General features: G+C 47.3%; 16 protein-coding genes and 1 other annotated feature. Of the genes, 15 read left to right on the top strand and 1 reads right to left on the bottom strand.

Going from position 1 to position 16,812, the window contains the following annotated elements:
- Positions 1-157: 157 nt before the first annotated feature.
- The 15 genes from C508_RS0114685 to C508_RS0114615 all read left to right on the top strand — a co-directional run bounded on the left by C508_RS0114685 (position 158) and on the right by C508_RS0114615 (position 15,414).
- Positions 158-2,122, top strand: a complete 1,965-nt coding sequence (locus tag C508_RS0114685) for a bifunctional 4-hydroxy-3-methylbut-2-enyl diphosphate reductase/30S ribosomal protein S1 (protein WP_018704331.1) — start codon at positions 158-160, stop codon at positions 2,120-2,122.
- Position 2,123: 1 nt separating this feature from the next.
- Complete coding sequence (fni, locus tag C508_RS0114680) at positions 2,124-3,179, top strand: type 2 isopentenyl-diphosphate Delta-isomerase (protein WP_018704330.1); 1,056 nt, start codon at positions 2,124-2,126, stop codon at positions 3,177-3,179.
- A gap of 104 nt (positions 3,180-3,283) precedes the next feature.
- Positions 3,284-4,084 carry a GTP cyclohydrolase FolE2 gene (folE2, locus tag C508_RS0114675; protein ID WP_018704329.1) on the top strand — a complete coding sequence of 267 codons (801 nt, stop codon included), beginning with the start codon at positions 3,284-3,286 and terminating at the stop codon, positions 4,082-4,084.
- Positions 4,081-4,752: a 7-cyano-7-deazaguanine synthase QueC gene (gene queC / locus C508_RS0114670; protein ID WP_018704328.1), complete on the top strand. Its 672-nt coding sequence runs from the start codon at positions 4,081-4,083 to the stop codon at positions 4,750-4,752. The genes folE2 and queC overlap by 4 nt, the downstream gene beginning before the upstream one ends.
- Positions 4,749-5,336, top strand: a complete 588-nt coding sequence (locus tag C508_RS0114665) for a 7-carboxy-7-deazaguanine synthase QueE (protein WP_018704327.1) — start codon at positions 4,749-4,751, stop codon at positions 5,334-5,336. Before queC ends, C508_RS0114665 begins: the two co-directional genes overlap by 4 nt.
- Positions 5,337-5,370: 34 nt before the next feature.
- Positions 5,371-6,189, top strand: a complete 819-nt coding sequence (locus C508_RS19640; RefSeq protein WP_018704326.1) for an HD domain-containing protein — start codon at positions 5,371-5,373, stop codon at positions 6,187-6,189.
- Between the two features lie 100 nt (positions 6,190-6,289).
- Positions 6,290-8,443: a type IA DNA topoisomerase gene (locus C508_RS0114655; RefSeq protein WP_018704325.1), complete on the top strand. Its 2,154-nt coding sequence runs from the start codon at positions 6,290-6,292 to the stop codon at positions 8,441-8,443.
- Positions 8,444-8,676: 233 nt separating this feature from the next.
- Complete coding sequence (locus C508_RS0114650) at positions 8,677-9,636, top strand: ferredoxin-like domain-containing protein (protein ID WP_018704324.1); 960 nt, start codon at positions 8,677-8,679, stop codon at positions 9,634-9,636.
- A 15-nt stretch (positions 9,637-9,651) separates the two neighbouring features.
- The gene (locus C508_RS0114645) at positions 9,652-10,302 is read left to right on the top strand and encodes a hypothetical protein (protein WP_018704323.1); all 651 of its coding nucleotides are present in this window, start codon (positions 9,652-9,654) and stop codon (positions 10,300-10,302) included.
- A 125-nt stretch (positions 10,303-10,427) separates the two neighbouring features.
- The gene (locus tag C508_RS0114640) at positions 10,428-10,775 is read left to right on the top strand and encodes a GRAM domain-containing protein (RefSeq protein WP_018704322.1); all 348 of its coding nucleotides are present in this window, start codon (positions 10,428-10,430) and stop codon (positions 10,773-10,775) included.
- 272 nt (positions 10,776-11,047) lie between these two features.
- The gene (gene thrS / locus C508_RS0114635) at positions 11,048-12,958 is read left to right on the top strand and encodes a threonine--tRNA ligase (protein ID WP_018704321.1); all 1,911 of its coding nucleotides are present in this window, start codon (positions 11,048-11,050) and stop codon (positions 12,956-12,958) included.
- 46 nt (positions 12,959-13,004) lie between these two features.
- Positions 13,005-13,131, top strand: a sequence feature (ribosomal protein L20 leader region).
- 37 nt (positions 13,132-13,168) lie between these two features.
- Positions 13,169-13,672 (top strand): translation initiation factor IF-3, encoded by a 504-nt coding sequence (gene infC / locus C508_RS0114630; RefSeq protein WP_026319559.1) that lies wholly within the window; start codon positions 13,169-13,171, stop codon positions 13,670-13,672.
- A 30-nt stretch (positions 13,673-13,702) separates the two neighbouring features.
- A complete protein-coding gene (gene rpmI, locus C508_RS0114625; RefSeq protein WP_018704319.1) occupies positions 13,703-13,900 on the top strand; it encodes a 50S ribosomal protein L35 in 198 nt (65 codons plus the stop codon).
- 40 nt (positions 13,901-13,940) lie between these two features.
- Positions 13,941-14,294, top strand: coding sequence for a 50S ribosomal protein L20 (gene rplT, locus C508_RS0114620; protein WP_018704318.1), 354 nt, complete (start codon positions 13,941-13,943; stop codon positions 14,292-14,294).
- Between the two features lie 295 nt (positions 14,295-14,589).
- Positions 14,590-15,414: a class II fructose-bisphosphate aldolase gene (locus C508_RS0114615; protein ID WP_018704317.1), complete on the top strand. Its 825-nt coding sequence runs from the start codon at positions 14,590-14,592 to the stop codon at positions 15,412-15,414.
- Between the two features lie 228 nt (positions 15,415-15,642).
- On the opposite strand, the gene C508_RS0114610 is transcribed toward C508_RS0114615, so the two are convergent.
- Positions 15,643-16,698 carry an IS30 family transposase gene (locus C508_RS0114610; protein ID WP_018703490.1) on the bottom strand — a complete coding sequence of 352 codons (1,056 nt, stop codon included), beginning with the start codon at positions 16,696-16,698 and terminating at the stop codon, positions 15,643-15,645.
- Positions 16,699-16,812: the final 114 nt, after the last annotated feature.

Raw genomic sequence — 16,812 nt, 5'->3', positions numbered from 1 at the left:
TAGAAGGGGAGCGGGACTCGAGACTGTCTTGAAGGCAGACTTGGGTCCCGCTTTTTCTTTTTTTTAAAAATAATGCAGTAAAAAAGGATTTCTCGTTCAGTCAGCGAATTTTATAAAAGTACCAGTATCGTTACTCGGGAGGTTCAAGTGTAACTTTATGAAAATAATAACAGCTGAACATTGTGGCTTTTGCTATGGTGTGCGAAGGGCCGTCGAGTTGGCGGAAAAATGCAAGGATACGAGCGGTCCGGTGGCGACATTGGGGCCGATCATTCATAATCCTCAAGTGGTAGAACGTTTACAAAAGCAAGGCGTCGGCGTGGCCGCTTCTTTAAATGAATTTTCGATGGGAACCGTCGTTATTCGTTCTCATGGCGTGGGCCCGAGCGTGTATCAGGAAGCGGAAAGCAAAGGATTGACTGTTGTTGACGCTACTTGCCCGCACGTGCAAAAAGCGCAGCAAGCGGCGGCGAGGTTTTTTCATGAAGGACGCCAAGTTATTATTATTGGCGAACATAGGCATCCGGAAGTGCAAAGTATTCTGGAATGGGCGCAGCGCCAGGCTAAAGTAGTGGAAAATAAGGAAGAAGCTGAGTCGTTGCCTGAATATGAAAAGATAGGCGTTGTTTCTCAAACAACTTTTGCGACCGATTTGTTTACAGAACTGGTTGCCATTGTATCGGCTAAGTCAACAGATGCCGTAGTAGACAGGACGATCTGTGCGGCAACGGAGCAACGCCAGCAAGCTGCATTACAGCTTGCTGCTCAAGCACAGGTGATTATCGTAGTAGGCGGCAAAAACAGCGCCAATACGAATCGTCTAGCCGACCTTTGCACCCGAGCGGGAACAAAGGTATATCATATAGAAACGGCGGAGGAATTACAACCGGCCTGGTTTATTGATGTGGAAACCGCAGGAGTTACCGCAGGAGCATCAACGCCGGATTGGATTATTGAGGAGGTTTGTAGGAAAATGCAGGATTTTAACGAAATGTTGGCCCAAACAGCGGAAAAAATTGAACGGGGCATGGTGATTAAAGGAACTGTCGTAGGAATTCGCCGTGATGAGGTGTTTGTTGATATCGGCTATAAGGCGGAAGGTGTTATTCCTTTGAAAGAATTGGCGTATCCCGCCCCGGATCAAGCTTCAGACGTAGTGAAAGACGGCGAAGAAATTGATGTTTACGTTTTGAATGCAGATAATGAGGACGGCCAAGTATTGCTGTCTAAGCGTCGTGCGGATGAACAGGTTGCCTGGAACCGTCTGGAGGAAGCAATGGAGCAAAAAAGCCCCTTGCAAGTTACGGTTACTGCCGAGGTAAAAGGCGGTCTTTCGGTAGCAGTATTTGGTATTCGAGGCTTTATTCCCGCGTCTCATATTGATCTGCGCTTTGTGGGTAATCTAAGTGAATATATCGGACAGACGATTCAGGTTGTGCCGATTGAGATCGAACGGGGCAAAAAGCGTATTGTCTTATCTCGAAAAATGATTTTGGAAAACGAACGCAAACAAAAAGAAGAAGAAATTTACGGTTCAATCGAACCGAATCAGGTTGTGCACGGTGTTGTGCGCCGCCTTACTGACTTCGGCGCTTTTGTCGATATTGGCGGTGTTGACGGGTTGATTCATATTTCGGATTTGTCCTGGCATCATGTTAAATCGCCCCAAGAAGTTGTGCAGGTAGGCGATGAAGTGGATGTCTTGGTACTCAAAGTGGATGCGGCGGCCAAACGGATTTCTCTAAGCCTCAAACAAACGCAGCGCGATCCCTGGATGGATGCGGTGGAAGAATTACAGGAAGGCATGCTGGTAAAGGGCGTTGTGACTAAATTGATGCCTTTTGGCGCTTTCGTAAAAATTCATGGCGACATCGAAGGTCTTGTGCATATTTCAGAAATGGCGGAACAACGCGTCAACAAGCCGGAAGAGGTTGTTTCCATTGGACAAGAAGTGGTTGTAAAAGTGATTCGCGTGGAAAAAGAGCAGAAACGGATCGGTCTTAGCATTTCCCAGGCGCAGCAAGAAACAGAGCGGGCGGAATTCAGCTCCTTTATCGATACGCAAGCAGAACCGGCGCAAGCGACTATCGGCGAACGTTTAGCCGCTGAAGAAGAGAAATAAGATGCAATCTGCCAGGCAGTCGCGCAAAATGGACCATGTGCGCTGTGCGCTGGAATTGTTAGATGGACCGGCGAAAAATGGGTTTCAGGATGTGCAGTTGCTGCATCATTGTCTTCCGGATTTGGCAGTGACTGACATTTCTCTTGCTGCGTCCGTAGGAAAACAAACATTGATCCACCCTTTAATTATCAATGCGCTTACAGGCGGCGCTCAGGATGTGGCGCAGTTGAATGAGCGTCTGGCGGTATTAGCGAGAGAAACTCAAAGCGTTTTGGCTGTGGGCTCGCAGTATGCCGCGGTGGAGGAACCTGAGCTTGCAGAAACTTTTCGCGTTGTGCGGCGGCATTTGCCTTCGGGAGCGGTGTGGGCCAATTTGGGAGCGCATGCCACGCCGGAGCAAGCGGTTATGGCGGTTGATATGCTGGATGCCTCGGCTTTGCAGTTGCATCTCAATGTCGCACAGGAACTGTTTATGGCGGAGGGGGATCGTGATTTCCGCGGCTACCGGGATAATATTGCTGCTATTTGCAGCGCCGTCTCGGTCCCTGTGATTGTTAAGGAAGTAGGCTGCGGCATGCAGCGAGAAGCGGCAGAAACCCTTCTTTCCTGTGGCGTGGCAGTCTTGGATGTGGGTGGCTGCGGCGGTACGAATTTCATTGCCATTGAAGCCGAACGCAAAAATGAGTTTTTAGCTGAAGATCTTTTGGCCTGGGGCATACCAACAGCGTGTTCGCTGTTGGAAACTGGCAGCGTAGTGCAGCGGCAAGGGGCGTCTTTGATTGCTTCAGGAGGCGTGCGAACGGCGTTGGAAATTGTAAAAGCGTTGGCCTTGGGGGCTGATGCGGTCGCATTAGCGGCGCCGGCACTGCGGTTAGTTTGGTCTGGCGATTTGAAAGCTGCTGTCGAACAGTGGCAGGCTTTATTAATGCAGGTTCGGGCCATACTACTTCTGTCTGGCTGCAGTTGTATTGAAGAACTGCAGAAGGCTCCGTTGGTTTTAACAGGTCTGGTCGAGTCTTGGAGTCGACAGCGCGGTTTAACGCGACGCTTTTTCTAAAGGGATACAGGCGCCGGCCACGGAAGTGGCCGGCTTTCTTGTCTTTGCTTGAACAGATGTGTTAAGATGAAATGAAGAATCACTGTACAGGAGGGCAAATTCAGTTGGATGACGTGCAAAGCTCGATGGATCATAGAGGGGTTTCACTGCAAAAAGTAGGGGTCAAAGGGGTTCGTTTGCCTTTTTCTATTCGAACAAAGGCCGGAGGATTTCAGCATGTTGTCGCTACCATTGATGCGGCAGTGGATTTGCCTCATGACTATAAAGGTACTCATATGAGCCGGTTCCTAGAAGTATTGGATGCCTGGCGCAATAAGCCGGTTTCTATGGTGGAACTGGAGGACATGGCAAAAGATATTTGTGTTAGACTGCAAGCAGGCCGGGCGCATGTGAGTTTTTCGTTTATCTATTTTATTGAAAAAGCGGCGCCGGTGAGCGGTATTCGCAGTTTGGTTGATTATAATTGTTCTTTTGAAGCGGCTTATGATGAAGATGGAACGTTCGATTTTATTATTTCCGTGGAAGTTCCTTTTACGTCTTTGTGCCCGTGCAGCAAGGAAATCTCACGTTATGGCGCGCATAATCAGCGAGGCATGATGCGCGCTCGTTTGCGTTGCCGTCCGGGAGTGCTGCATTGGTTGGAGGACCTTGTGGCGTCTATGGAAGCGCAAGGAAGCGCGCCTGTGTATTCGTTGCTCAAGCGACAGGATGAAAAATTTGTTACCGAGCAAGCTTATGAAAACCCTAAATTTGTTGAAGATGTAATTCGTGATTTGATTTTGCTGTTTCGCGGCCTAAAGGGCGTACGTTGGTTTGCGATTGAATGTGAAAACTTTGAGTCCATTCACAATCACAGCGCTTATGCCGCACATAGCGAATGGGTAGAAGGAGCGACTGGAAAATGAAACAGGGCCAAGGCGCTTTAGTGGTTTTCAGCGGCGGACAAGACAGCACTACTTGCTTGTTTTGGGCGTTGGAGCGATTTGAGCGGGTGGAAGCGGTTACCTTTGATTACGGGCAAAGGCATAGCAGTGAAATTGAGCATGCGCGGCAGATCGCCGCAGAGCTTGGCGTGCAGCATACGGTGTTGGATATGGCGCTGCTGAATCAACTGGCTCCGAATGCATTGACTCGTACGGATATTCCTGTTTCAGAGGGAGAAGAAGGCGCACTTCCTTCTACCTTTGTTCCCGGGCGTAATCTGCTGTTTCTGTCATTTGCAGCTGTTTTGGCGAAAGGACATGGTTTGCGTCATCTTGTTACTGGTGTTTGCGAGACTGATTTTAGCGGCTATCCAGACTGTCGGGATATTTTTATTAAATCACTAAATGTTACTTTGAATTTAGCCATGGCGGAGGAGTTTGTCTTGCATACGCCGCTGATGTGGCTGGATAAGGCGCAAACTTGGGAGCTGGCGGATCAAATGGGAAAACTGGAGTATATTGCTGAAAAAACGGTGACTTGTTACCAGGGGATTCCTGGCGCTGGCTGCGGCGAGTGTCCGTCTTGCATTTTGCGGGCTAAAGGACTTGCTACCTATCTGCAGCAACGCCGGTCCGGGGGCAAATTATGAATTATCCGGTGTTAGAATTATTCAGTAGCATTCAAGGGGAAGGCTACTATCAGGGGACGCTGGCGTCTTTTGTACGTCTGGGCGGCTGCAATCTTCGCTGCAGTTGGTGTGATACGGCTCATTCGCAAACGGCGGCAGAAGCCAAGGATATGGACATTGCAGACATTCTTTTGCAATTGCCGCGCGATGTACGGCGCGTCATTATTACCGGAGGCGAGCCGACGCTGCATGATTTAGGCCCTTTAGCAGCGGCGCTGCATGCGCGTGGACATGAAGTAGCGCTGGAAACGAATGGCACTCAAGAAGTTCCGGCTGAGTGGGGAATTGACTGGATTGCTGTTTCGCCTAAGCCGGATGCTGCATACGGCGTGCGCTGTCGTGCGGATGAACTGAAATACGTAGTGGATGAGCGGCTACAGGCGGAGCACATTCAAGACTCTTTGGTCCCGGAGGGACGGGTGTATTTACAGGTTGAGGGCGGCAGGCCAGCATCGGCTTTACGGGCCTTAGAATTGGTGCGTGCTAACCCTGGAAAACTGTGGCGCGTAGGCGTGCAGCTCCATCGGGTGCTACAGGTTCCTTAAGGCGGCTAACGCAATCAGGCGGTAATTAGAGGCGGTGAAAGCATTGGAAGAAAAGCGGGCGTTAAGTAATGCGGACGGCAGCAAAGTATTTAAGGCCGCTCGGGACATTCCTTCCGGTTTAAGCGGCGGCGATGCGTGGACGCCAGATTTGCATCTGGCTTTATATAGAACAGCACAGCTTGGGGCTGAGGGGCAGATTTATGAGGCCGTTGTTCATAACGGAACCCGCAGTTCGATTCATAGGCTTGATAGCTTTTACTCATTTTGGACGTTTTGGCCGCAGGTGGTTAACGCTGCGCTGCTGGACGAGTATCGTCTGTTGGCTGGGAATGAAGCCGTTTTGCGAAGGCAGTTTCACCGGCCAGAGAGCATTCATGGGATTAGTCATATGAAAAGAGTATTGCTGCATGCTTTTTTTCTGTCTTTTTTGGAGCAGTTGTCGGCAAAAGACCGGAAAGTACTGCTCTATGCAGCGGCGTTTCATGATATTGGACGCAGCCATGATGCGCTGTGCGAGCGGCATGGGGCGGACAGCATTGAAAAAATGCATAAACTTGTTACCTTGCAAGAGCAGTTAGAGCCGGAAGATTTGCGGGCGTTGCAGTTCGTTATGCAGTGGCATTGCATTGCAGACCAGCGAGGCCTAAGAGCGCTAAGCGAGATGCCGGTTGCTGAGCAGACTCGTATAAAAAGGCTTTTCTTCTTGTTTAAGGACTGTGACGCCTTGGACCGCGTACGCATTTTGGATTTGGATTTTAAGTATCTGCGCAGTCGCCGGGCTTGGCAATTGGCGCTTATAGCGTATCAGCTGTTGCATCATTTAGGCGAATTGGAGCAAGAATTTCTGCTTTAAGCGGAAACGTTAAACTAAAAAAGCCGCAGCAGGCGGCTTTTCTAGTTTGCAGCTGGACATACTAAATGAAGGAGATAACAATTTTTGTTAGTCGATTAAGATGAAAAAATTGATTATTACTGAAAAACCATCAGTAGCCAGAAATATCGCCGACGCCATTAATGCTAAAATCAGGAAAGATGGCTTTATTGAAGGCAACGACTATGTAATAACCTGGGCTTTTGGCCATTTGCTGCAGTTATATGATTTGAAAGATTATAATCTAGAGCTCAAAGGATGGAGATTAGAGTATTTTCCTTACATACCAAGCGAATTTAAATATAAAATAAAGTCTTCGGATCGGACTAAAGAGCAAATTGACGCCGGCGCCAAGAAGCAAGTTGATATTATTCACGCGTTGATTATGCGAGAAGATATAGACGGGATTATTGCGGCAACAGATGATGATCGCGAAGGTCAAATTATTTTTGATGAAATTGCACTATATTTGGATATAAAAAAGCCCATAGAACGCCTGCTGCTTAATGAATGGACAAACGATGAAGTAAAAAAAGGCTTGCAAAGCTTGCGCTCCAATACAGAAATGAGCTCGCTGCAAGATGCCGGATTTGGGCGACAACTGGCAGACTGGCTAATTGGGATTAACCTTACCTCGGTTGCTACCGTAAAATATCGCGCCGATGAATCGATCAAGGTTTTAAATATTGGGCGTGTCTTATTGCCGACTTTAAAGATCATTTATGATCGCGATAAAGAAATTGAAGCCTTTAAAGAATCCAGCTACTATAAATTGGTTTCCGAGTTTAAAACCAAGGAAGACAGCATCTTTGAAGGCGTATATCATGAAAATGAAAGTGAAAAATTTGAAACCAAAGATAAGCTGGAACTGTTGCAAAAAGAGTTGGCTGAAAAAACGGCGCGCATTACAAGTAAAAAAGTGGAATATAAAAAAGAATATGCCCCATACTTGTTTAATTTATCGAATTTGCAAGGCCATATTACCAGTAAATATAAAGGCTGGACTTCTGATAAAGTATTGAAGACAGCCCAAAGCTTATACGAAAATAAGTTGATTACCTATCCGAGAACAGCCAGTTCAGTATTAGATGAAAGCTTAATTGAAAAAGCGGAAAAAGTATTAAATGCACATAAAAAAGGGCTTCCCTTTGAAAAGGACATCGTTTTTCATACGTCCAAGCGAGTTTTTGACAGTAAAAAGGTTGAGAGCCATTCCGCCATTATGCCGACCTATGTTTTGCCACGGAATATGAATAGTGATGAAAAGATCGTTTATGAGGCAGTAGTAAATCGTTTTTTAGCACAGTTTATGCCTGTGGCAGAATATGAAGAGACGGAATTGGTTATTAAGATCGACAGTGAGCTGCTGGAAGGCGTTTTTCTAAGCAAGGGAAAAGTAGAATTAAACGATGGCTGGAAGAAAGTCGAAAAGGTAACTTCCAAAGAGATTACCTTGCCCCACGTAGAAGATGGTGATACTGTTTTTGTGCATAAAAGCAGCGTAAATGAAGTGAAGCGCAAGGCGCCTAAGTATCATTCGGAAAAAACGTTACTGCGCGAGATGGAAAATTGCGGCCGTAAATATAAAGAAGAAGATGCGGAAGAAATGATGCTTGCTATCTTGAGCGGCTTTAGCATCGGGACTCCTGCAACTAGAGCGGAAACCATCAAAAAACTAAAAGACGTCGGCTATATCGAAATCCGAGGGAAAAGCCTAGCTTGTACCGAATTAGGTAAAATGATGGTGGAAAAATTCCCAGTAAAAGAATTATTTGACTTAGAGTATACGGGAAAACTGGAAAAAACCCTAGCGGACATTGAGAAGAAAAAATTCAGCAAAGCTGATTTTATCAATATGATGATTGAGTTCGTGATAAAATCGGTTAATGATGTCAAAGACGCCGCTGGTTTTGGGGCCCATGCGATTATCCCGGAAGATGTTGAAGTACTAGGTTTGTGTCCGGAATGCAATAGCCCAGTGGTAGAGTCAGCGAAGGCGTTTGGCTGCAGCAACTGGAAAAACGGCTGTAAATTTACCATCTGGAAAGATGATAAATATATTGCGTCTTTTGAAAAGCAAGTATCACCCGAGATGGTTAAACTGCTATTGAAAAACGGAAGAGTTGGTTTTCGCGGTTTAAAAAGCAAGAAGGGGAATAAGTTTGCCGCCTATTTCTATTATGGCAAGGATCAAAACACAGGCAGATACAACTGGAAAATGGAATTCATTGATTGAAAAGAAGTATGGAACTAAAAGCCTCCAAGCTTGGAGGCCGTGATCGGATACCACTAGATAGGTGAATGAGGAAAAAAATTATCTAGTCTGGGGGATTTTATAGAGACTGGAATTTGTTTGAGACAGATATTGGCGAATTTAAGCAGGCTGTGAGGTATATCACAGCCTGCTTTCCTTTTTGCGGCTATACTAAGACCATAGAGAACAGCCATGCTGAAGGAGGTAGACAAGCTATGCAGCCTAAAGGTGCAAACTTGCAAAAAATAAGAGACGGGAAAAAAACCTATGCCGTGACGCCACATCTTCCGGGAGGTTTTGTCAAACCGGAGGTATTGCGGCGTTATGCGGAAGCGGCGGAGCAATTCGGCGGCGTACTGAAATTGACTTCGGCGCAGCGCATTATGATCACCGGTTTAAAGGCGGAGGATGTGGAAGGCGTATGGGAACTGCTGGGGATGCAGCCTGCCATGGGGTTTGCCAATTGCGTGCGCAGCATCAAAATGTGCCCAGGCGACACCTTTTGCAAGCGCGGCAAACAAGATGCCATTAAGCTGGGCATGGAGCTGGACAAGCGCTACCATAAAAAAGAAATGCCTTCGCGGATTAAGATAGGCGTAGCCGGCTGCCCTAACTCCTGCGCCGAGGTGCATGTGAAAGATGTGGGCTTCATCGGTACGGAAAGCGGCTGGGATGTGTATGTAGGCGGCTGCGCCGGAGCGCAGCCCAGGCTGGCGGATAAGCTGCTGGGATCGCTGAGTTTGGAAGAAGCCCTGCGGATCGCCGATGTCATTGTTTCGTTCTACAAGCAAAATGCCGAGGTAGAGCGTATGGGAGTTTTTATTGACCGCATTGGCTTTGGAAGTTTTCAAAAAGAAGTGTTGAGCCGCTTTTACGGGCAGCAGCCAGGTCCCGCAGAGCCAGAGCGTCCTCTGGCCAAGCAGCAGGCGCCTGCGCCGCTGTTAAACGGAAATCTGAAGCCGGGAGAATTGGTAAATGCGGAAACCGTTATCAGCGACATTCTGCAGGTATATCCGCACACGGTACCGGTTTTTCGCTCGTTTGGCTTGGGCTGCCTCGGGTGTCCGTCTTCGACAGGAGAGCCGCTGCAGCAAGCGGCCGCTATTCACGGTCTGCAGGTGGAAGAGCTGGTGGAAGCGCTAAACTGCAGCATTAAAGAAGAACAGAACAAATAGAACGGAGGATTTACTATGAGCTTATATTTAGGACCTATTCATTACTGGCTGTATCATAAAATTCGTATCTTAGTGGAGCGGGAACAATTGCTTTGGGAGTCGGCGTCCCAGTTTGACGCCGACGCGGCGGAAGAAGGACGAGAAATGGTTTGGCAGACCTATGGAGAGCCATTGCCGGATGAGGATTTGGCGGAGCTGATTGACGCGAGTAATATACATGGCTGGCTGCAGCGGCAAATTAATTTGGCCGAATTGCGTGAAGGCGCCGCTGTTAGAGAACTGCTGGCGCGCTTTGGAACTGCTGGACAGGAAATGATAAAAAATGTTTTTGCCGCTCAAGGGAAAACTTGCGGACTGGCAGCTCGCAAAGACGGACAGGAAGAAACCGACGCGTCGGCAGCATATGCGGCCTTTGCCGGCAAGGTGCTAAACGGCATGCCTTGTGATCGTTGGGACCGGCTGGAGCAGGAAGACAGCAAAGTGACCAGGTGGAGTAATACTGGCTGGATACAAGGAGCAAATTGGGGGAAAGCCGGCGCAGACAGCCAGTTTCTGACGCAGTGTCATGAGGTTTGGCATGCGGAATTTTTTAAAGCCTTAGCGCCTCAATTGCAATATACTATGAACATCCAGGGCGACTTGATCACGCGGCAGGTTAGCGCGTAGCGATAGAGAAAATTGTTTTCCACACTAAAAATCTGTTCTTTAATTTGTAGGTTTTTTGCAAAGCTTGTCGAATATAAATTAAATTCAAGTTGTCTTGAACGAATTTTGACAGGCAGGTGCAATACATGTATAGCTTTTCTTTGCATGATGATGAAAAAATCATAAAAAAAGATCATGCTAATTTTGATTCGGCGGCGGAAAAACTTCATGGCGCCTTATATTTGACTACAGAGCGCTTGGTCTTTGTAGGCTATGTAATGGGGATGGAGCACAAATATTTTAAAGAAGTTTCCTTAGAGGATCTCACGCAAGTTGCTACGGCTCGAAGCTTGGGTCTTATACCCAATGCGCTGGTCATAAAGACGGCTGAAAAGGAAAGCTTGCGTTTTGTTATCCGCCGCAGAAATGAATGGTATCAAGCCCTAATAGAGCGGTTGAATCCGGTTGACAGGGCTGGCGGCCTTGGAGTATAATCGAAACAATATCAACAATAGCAAAGACAAGGATATGGTTCAACGAGGGGCATGTCTGCAGAGAAAGAACGCCATTGGCTGTAAGCGTTCTGGCATGGTGCGCTGAACTACCGCCTTGGAGCTGCCGGTTTGAATAGAAGTAGAGCCGGCCGGCATAAGGAGCCGTTATTTTCCTAAACAAGCAGGGCCTTCGGGTCAAGCAGGGTGGAATCGCGAGCAATCCTCGTCCCTACATGGGACGGGGATTTTATTTTTGCAAGGAGGTTGTAAAAATGGTACAAGTAAAATTAAAAGACGGCAGCATTCGCGAGGTGGCTCAGGGTACGACTCTTGGCGAATTGGCGGAACAGCTCAGCCGTTCCTTAGCTAAAAAAGTACTGGTGGGTAAGGTAGACGGGCAAGTAAAGGATTTGGCCAGCAAGCTGCAGCAGGATGCGGCTGTAGAGCTGTTGACTTTTGATGAAGACGCAGGACGCGATGCCTTGCGTCACAGCGCTTCTCACGTACTGGCGCAAGCGGTCAAACGCTTATATGGCGACAAGAAAGTGAAAATCGCCATTGGACCGGCTATTGCTAATGGCTTTTATTATGATTTTGACGTTGAAGAACCATTCAGCACGGAAGATCTGGCGCGCATCCAAAAGGAAATGGAAAAAATCGTTAAAGAAGATCTGCCGATTTCACGTAAAGAAGTCAGTCGGGAAGAGGCTATCGCGTTATTCAACGAGCGCGGTGAAGACTATAAAGTGGAATTGATTCAGGATTTGCCGGCAGATGCGGTTATTTCCATGTACGAGCAGGGTGAATTTATCGACCTATGCGCAGGCCCTCACGTTTCGTCAACAGGTCGTCTAAAGGCTCTTCAATTGCAGTCGGTGGCCGGCGCATACTGGCGGGGCGATGAAAAACGGAAAATGCTGCAGCGTATTTACGGGACGGTATTTGAGAAGAAAGCGGATTTAGACGCCTACCTGTTAATGCTGGAGGAAGCGGCCAAACGGGATCACCGTAAACTGGGCAAAGAATTGGATTTATTCAGCATGCAAGACGAAGGACCTGGTTTTCCTTTCTTCCACCCGAATGGCATGGTGGTGCGCAATGAACTGGAAACGTTCTGGCGCAAAATGCACCGGAAATACGGTTACCAGGAAATCAGGACACCGATTATTTTGAATCAGAAATTATGGCAGCAGTCCGGACATTGGGATCATTATCGCGAAAACATGTACTTTACGGAGATTGACGGCGAAGGTTACGCGGTAAAACCCATGAACTGTCCTGGCGGCATTTTGGTATATCGCTCTCAGTATCATAGCTATCGCGATTTGCCGTTGCGTACCTGCGAACTGGGTCTTGTGCATCGTCATGAGATTTCCGGCGCTTTGCACGGCTTAATGCGTGTGCGCAGCTTTACTCAGGATGACGCGCATATTTTCATGCTGCCTTCGCAAATCAAAGAAGAAATTCAGGGCGTTATTGATTTGTTTAATGAAGTATATAGCACCTTTGGCCTTTCGTATCATGCCGAGTTGTCCACTCGTCCCGAGGATTCCATGGGTTCGGATGATGTTTGGGAAACGGCCACTAAGGCGCTTCAAGACGCTCTTGACGAACGAGGCATGGAATACAAGATTAATGAAGGCGACGGCGCTTTTTATGGTCCGAAAATTGACTTCCATCTGCGTGATTCCATTGGCCGGACCTGGCAGTGCGGCACCATTCAGTTGGACATGCTGATGCCGGAAAACTTTGATTTGAACTATATCGGCGAAGACGGCCAAAAGCATCGTCCAGTTATGATTCATCGTGTGGCTTATGGCAGCCTGGAGCGCTTCATTGGCATTCTGATTGAGCATTTTGCTGGCGCCTTCCCGGCTTGGCTGGCGCCAGTGCAGGTTAAAATTCTACCGATTACAGATCGCCATATGGACTATGCTAAAAAGGTTGCAAAAGAAATGTGGAATCAGGACATTCGCGTGGCCGTGGATGAGCGCAACGAGAAAATTGGCTATAAAATCAGAGAAGCGCAAATGCAAAAAATCCCCTATGTGCTGGTCGTGGGAGACAAGGAACTGGAAAATGGCACTGTGGCTGTGCGTAAACGGGGCGAAGGAGATTTGGGACCGCAGGCGACAGAGGCATTCACGGAGCAACTGTTAGCGGAAATTGCGGCGAAAAAATAAAACGTTATTGACAATGAAGAAAAATCATGGTATCTTAACAAAAGTGACTTAAAAGAAGAAGCCATCCGCTTCTCACCTTGCCACGCCATGGAGCAGTGAGCTAGGTTAGCAAACCCAAAGCTAAGGGTGTATTGCGGGTGGAGTGCAGACTCTACCCGCTTTCTTTTTTGTAAATGTATGCGGAGGTGAATGACAATTAGCAAAGAAAATTTGCGGATCAACGAAGAGATTCGGGTAAGAGAAGTGCGGGTAACTACCGCCGAAGGTGAACAGCTAGGCATCATGCAGGTGCGCGACGCCTTGCAGATGGCTATTGAGCAGAATCTCGACCTGGTAGAAGTTGCTCCGACGGCTCGTCCGCCGGTATGCCGCATCATGGACTATGGAAAGTTCAAGTATGAGCAGCAAAAAAGGGACAAAGAAGCCAAGAAAAAACAAAAAATCGTTACCATCAAAGAAGTCAAACTTCGTCCTAATATCGAAGACCACGACTTTGATGTTAAGAAAAAAAATGCCCTGCGTTTTCTAGAAGATGGTGACAAGGTCAAAGTGACCATCATGTTCCGCGGCCGGGAATTATCCCATCCGGAATTAGGGCGGGTTTTGCTTGTGCGTATGGCCAAGGAATTGGCTGATATTGCCAACGTAGAACGCGATCCGAAACTGGAAGGCAAGAACATGATTATGATTTTGAATCCCAAACAGCAGGGGTAAAACTGAAACAACAGCAAGGGGGAGCAAGTAATGCCGAAAATCAAAACTCGTAGAAGCGCTGCCAAACGTTTTCGTATCACCGCCAGCGGTGAATTCAAGCGCGCCAAAGCTTTTAAAAGCCATATCCTGGAATGCAAATCACCTAAGCGTAAACGCAATCTGCGCAAAGCTTCGCTGGTAAGCAAGTCCGACCACAAACGCGTACAGCTTATGCTGCCGAACGCATAATTAAAAAATATTTTAACGTACACTTTCTGGAGGGATTGAAATGCCGAGAGTAAAAAAAGGCGTTACTGCACATCGACGCCATAAAAAAATTCTAAAGCTGGCTAAAGGATACCGTGGTGCCCGCAGCAAGCAGTTTAAAAAAGCTAATGAATTAGTCATGAAAGCGTTGTTCTACGCTCGTCGTGACCGTCGCGCCAAAAAAGGCGAATTCCGTCGTCTGTGGATTGCCCGTATTAATGCGGCTGCTCGTATTAATGGCTTGTCCTACAGCAAATTGATCAATGGTTTGACTAAAGCTGGCGTAGAAGTAAACCGCAAAATGCTGGCCGACTTGGCTGTCAATGATCTGGCTGCTTTCAACCAGCTTGTTGAAACCGCTAAAGCCAAACTGTAAAATGAACTAGTGAAAAGCCGGCCTTTGGGCTGGCTTTTTTGTATACTCTACATTTATAATTTCACGCTTTTCGCGGTTGGATATAAATTGGAGGGGCATTGATAAAGAACCGCGAAATACACGAAAGACGCGAAAGGGTTTTATGAATCCCAATTATATCGGTTTCTTATTGAAGCAAAGAGAGTTTGAAAAAAATGAATTTTTCAAACTCTCTTTGCTTTTTGCGCAGGGGTTTTCGATTTGTATGGCGAAAAGAAAAAACATAATAAATAAACCCTGAAGGGAGAGTTGTGTCGTGGCTTTAGTAACAATGGCAGAACTTCTACAGGATGCGCGGCGGCGGCAATACGCAGTAGGGGGCTTTAATGTTTTTAATTTTGAAACCCTGGGAGCTGTGGTGGAAGTAGCGGAAGAATTAAAAACGCCCCTGGTTCTTGGAATTCCTGAACGGTTATTTAAGTTTGTCGACGCAGATTTGTTGGGAGCTGCTATGGTAAGGGCTGCTCACAAAGCAAGTGTTCCGGTGGCCTTGCATTTGGATCATAGTCATACGTACGAAGGGATTTTAAAAGCGGTACGTTGGGGATTTACTTCGGTCATGTTTGACGGTTCTAGGCTGACGTTTGAGGAAAACGTACGTCGTACAAAAGAAGTGGCCAAAATTGCTCATGCTTCCGGTTTAACCGTGGAAGGAGAACTTGGCTCTTTAGGCGGCGAGACGACTGCTGGATTGGAAGAGGCGGCGCAGTTTGCGCAAAAAACCCGTATTGACGCCTTGGCGGTAGGATGTGGCAATCATTTAGGCGCGATTGCGGATGCTTCGTTGGATTTTGAACGCCTTGGCTTGCTGCGTCAGATGGTGCAAATTCCCCTGGTCATGCATGGCGGGGCTGGTTTGCAGTCGGAAGAATATCGGCGTTTGATCCAAGCAGGTATTGCAAAAATTAATATTGCAACCGACACTTCGACGGTAGCGGCGGAACAGTTGAAAAAAGAACTGTCGCGGACGCCTCATATGAATTATGTGAACTTGATGGCGATTGTTAAAAAGGGCGTCAAGGAGTCGGTGCGCAAGTACATGCTGGCCTTTGAGTGCATCTCCAAGGCCAAAGCTATTTAATAATGAAATTTTAAGCAGGGGATTTCGAGGCAGTGCTTCGGGTTTCCCTGCTTTTTTAAGTTTTTCGCACCCTCTGGACGGGCAGTAAGGGAGTGCTTATAATGAATTGAGAAGAATATAGGCTGGAGTGGAGCGATCGTATTGAAAAATAGCACTCTTGGTTTGTTAAAAGAACGCAAATTGCAAGTGCAAGTTGAACACTTTGGTAAAGTAGAACAGTAGTTTAAATTAAGCAGCATAAATAGAGTCAAGAAAGTCTTCGAAAAGGTCGTCTGGAGTTCGATAACCGAGGCGCTTGCGTGGAAGAGCGTTTATTTCATCAGCAAAGCCCTTCACCTCTTCGGGAGTATACCTCTCTATAGACGTGCCTTTGGGAATGTACCTGCGCAAGAGACCGTTATGCCTTTCGTTTATGGCTCTCTCCCAAGACGAGTAAGGATGAGCAAAGAAAACTTTCGTGCCCCATTGCTGAACGTCTGCAAAGTCTTCAAATTCAGAACCGTTGTCGGTGGTGATTGTTTTGAAGATAGTACTGAACTGGTTGCCATATTCACTGTATAGTTGCCTCATGGCATTCATCACGGCCACGCTTGTTTTTCCGGGAATGTGAATGGCAAGATAATGGTCTGTGACGCGTTCGATCAGTGTCAAAACGACAGCTTCCTTGCCATTGCGCAGGCCGACCACTGTGTCGGCTTCCCAATGTCCTAACTCGGTGCGTTCCGCAACAATAGCGGGGCGCTCATCGATGCTACGGCCTTTCAGGCGTTTATGTTCATGGCTTTTGACCTTTCTGCGCTTGCGTTTAAGCAATTCCGGCACGTCAAAAAGTGATAGAGGCAAGTTGCCGGATGCCAGTTCGTTGTATAGCGTTTTGGTACACACCAGCTGCTCTTTAGGGAATTTGTTATGAAGCTTTGCATGGCCTACACAAGCATCTATGGACCACGTATGGCTGCGAACCATTTTTACTAGCCATTTAACAAAGGCCGAGCACTCCACTATACGATGCCTTTTCTTGCAGCGTGTTCGGTTAGCCTTGTAGACCGCATGACCTCGTTTAGCGTTGTATTCAGGCGCACGACCTCTGTTGCTTTTGCGCAGCGGCGTTCCCCGGCGCAGCTCGTTCATAACCGTACTTGGCGAGCAATTGATGGCTTGAGCGATCTTGCGTAATGAATAGCCCTGCTTATTTAGGTGCTGAATAGCACCTCGTTCTTCTTTCCCTAAGTGCTGGCCGCGCTTGCGTTCTGGCTCTTGTATGATATAATCATGGCAGTCCATAGTGATTGCCTCCTCGTTGGTGATGGTTGTGTGAGAACTCCATTCTACCATACGAGGAAAAGTCACCATGGACTTTTTTCTTAAGTGTTCAACTTCATTTTACAATCAACCTTT

Origin of the sequence: Anaeromusa acidaminophila DSM 3853, from assembly GCF_000374545.1 — a bacterium.
Taxonomy (GTDB): Bacteria; Bacillota; Negativicutes; order Anaeromusales; family Anaeromusaceae; genus Anaeromusa; species Anaeromusa acidaminophila.
This window is presented reverse-complemented; position numbering and strand designations above follow the sequence as displayed.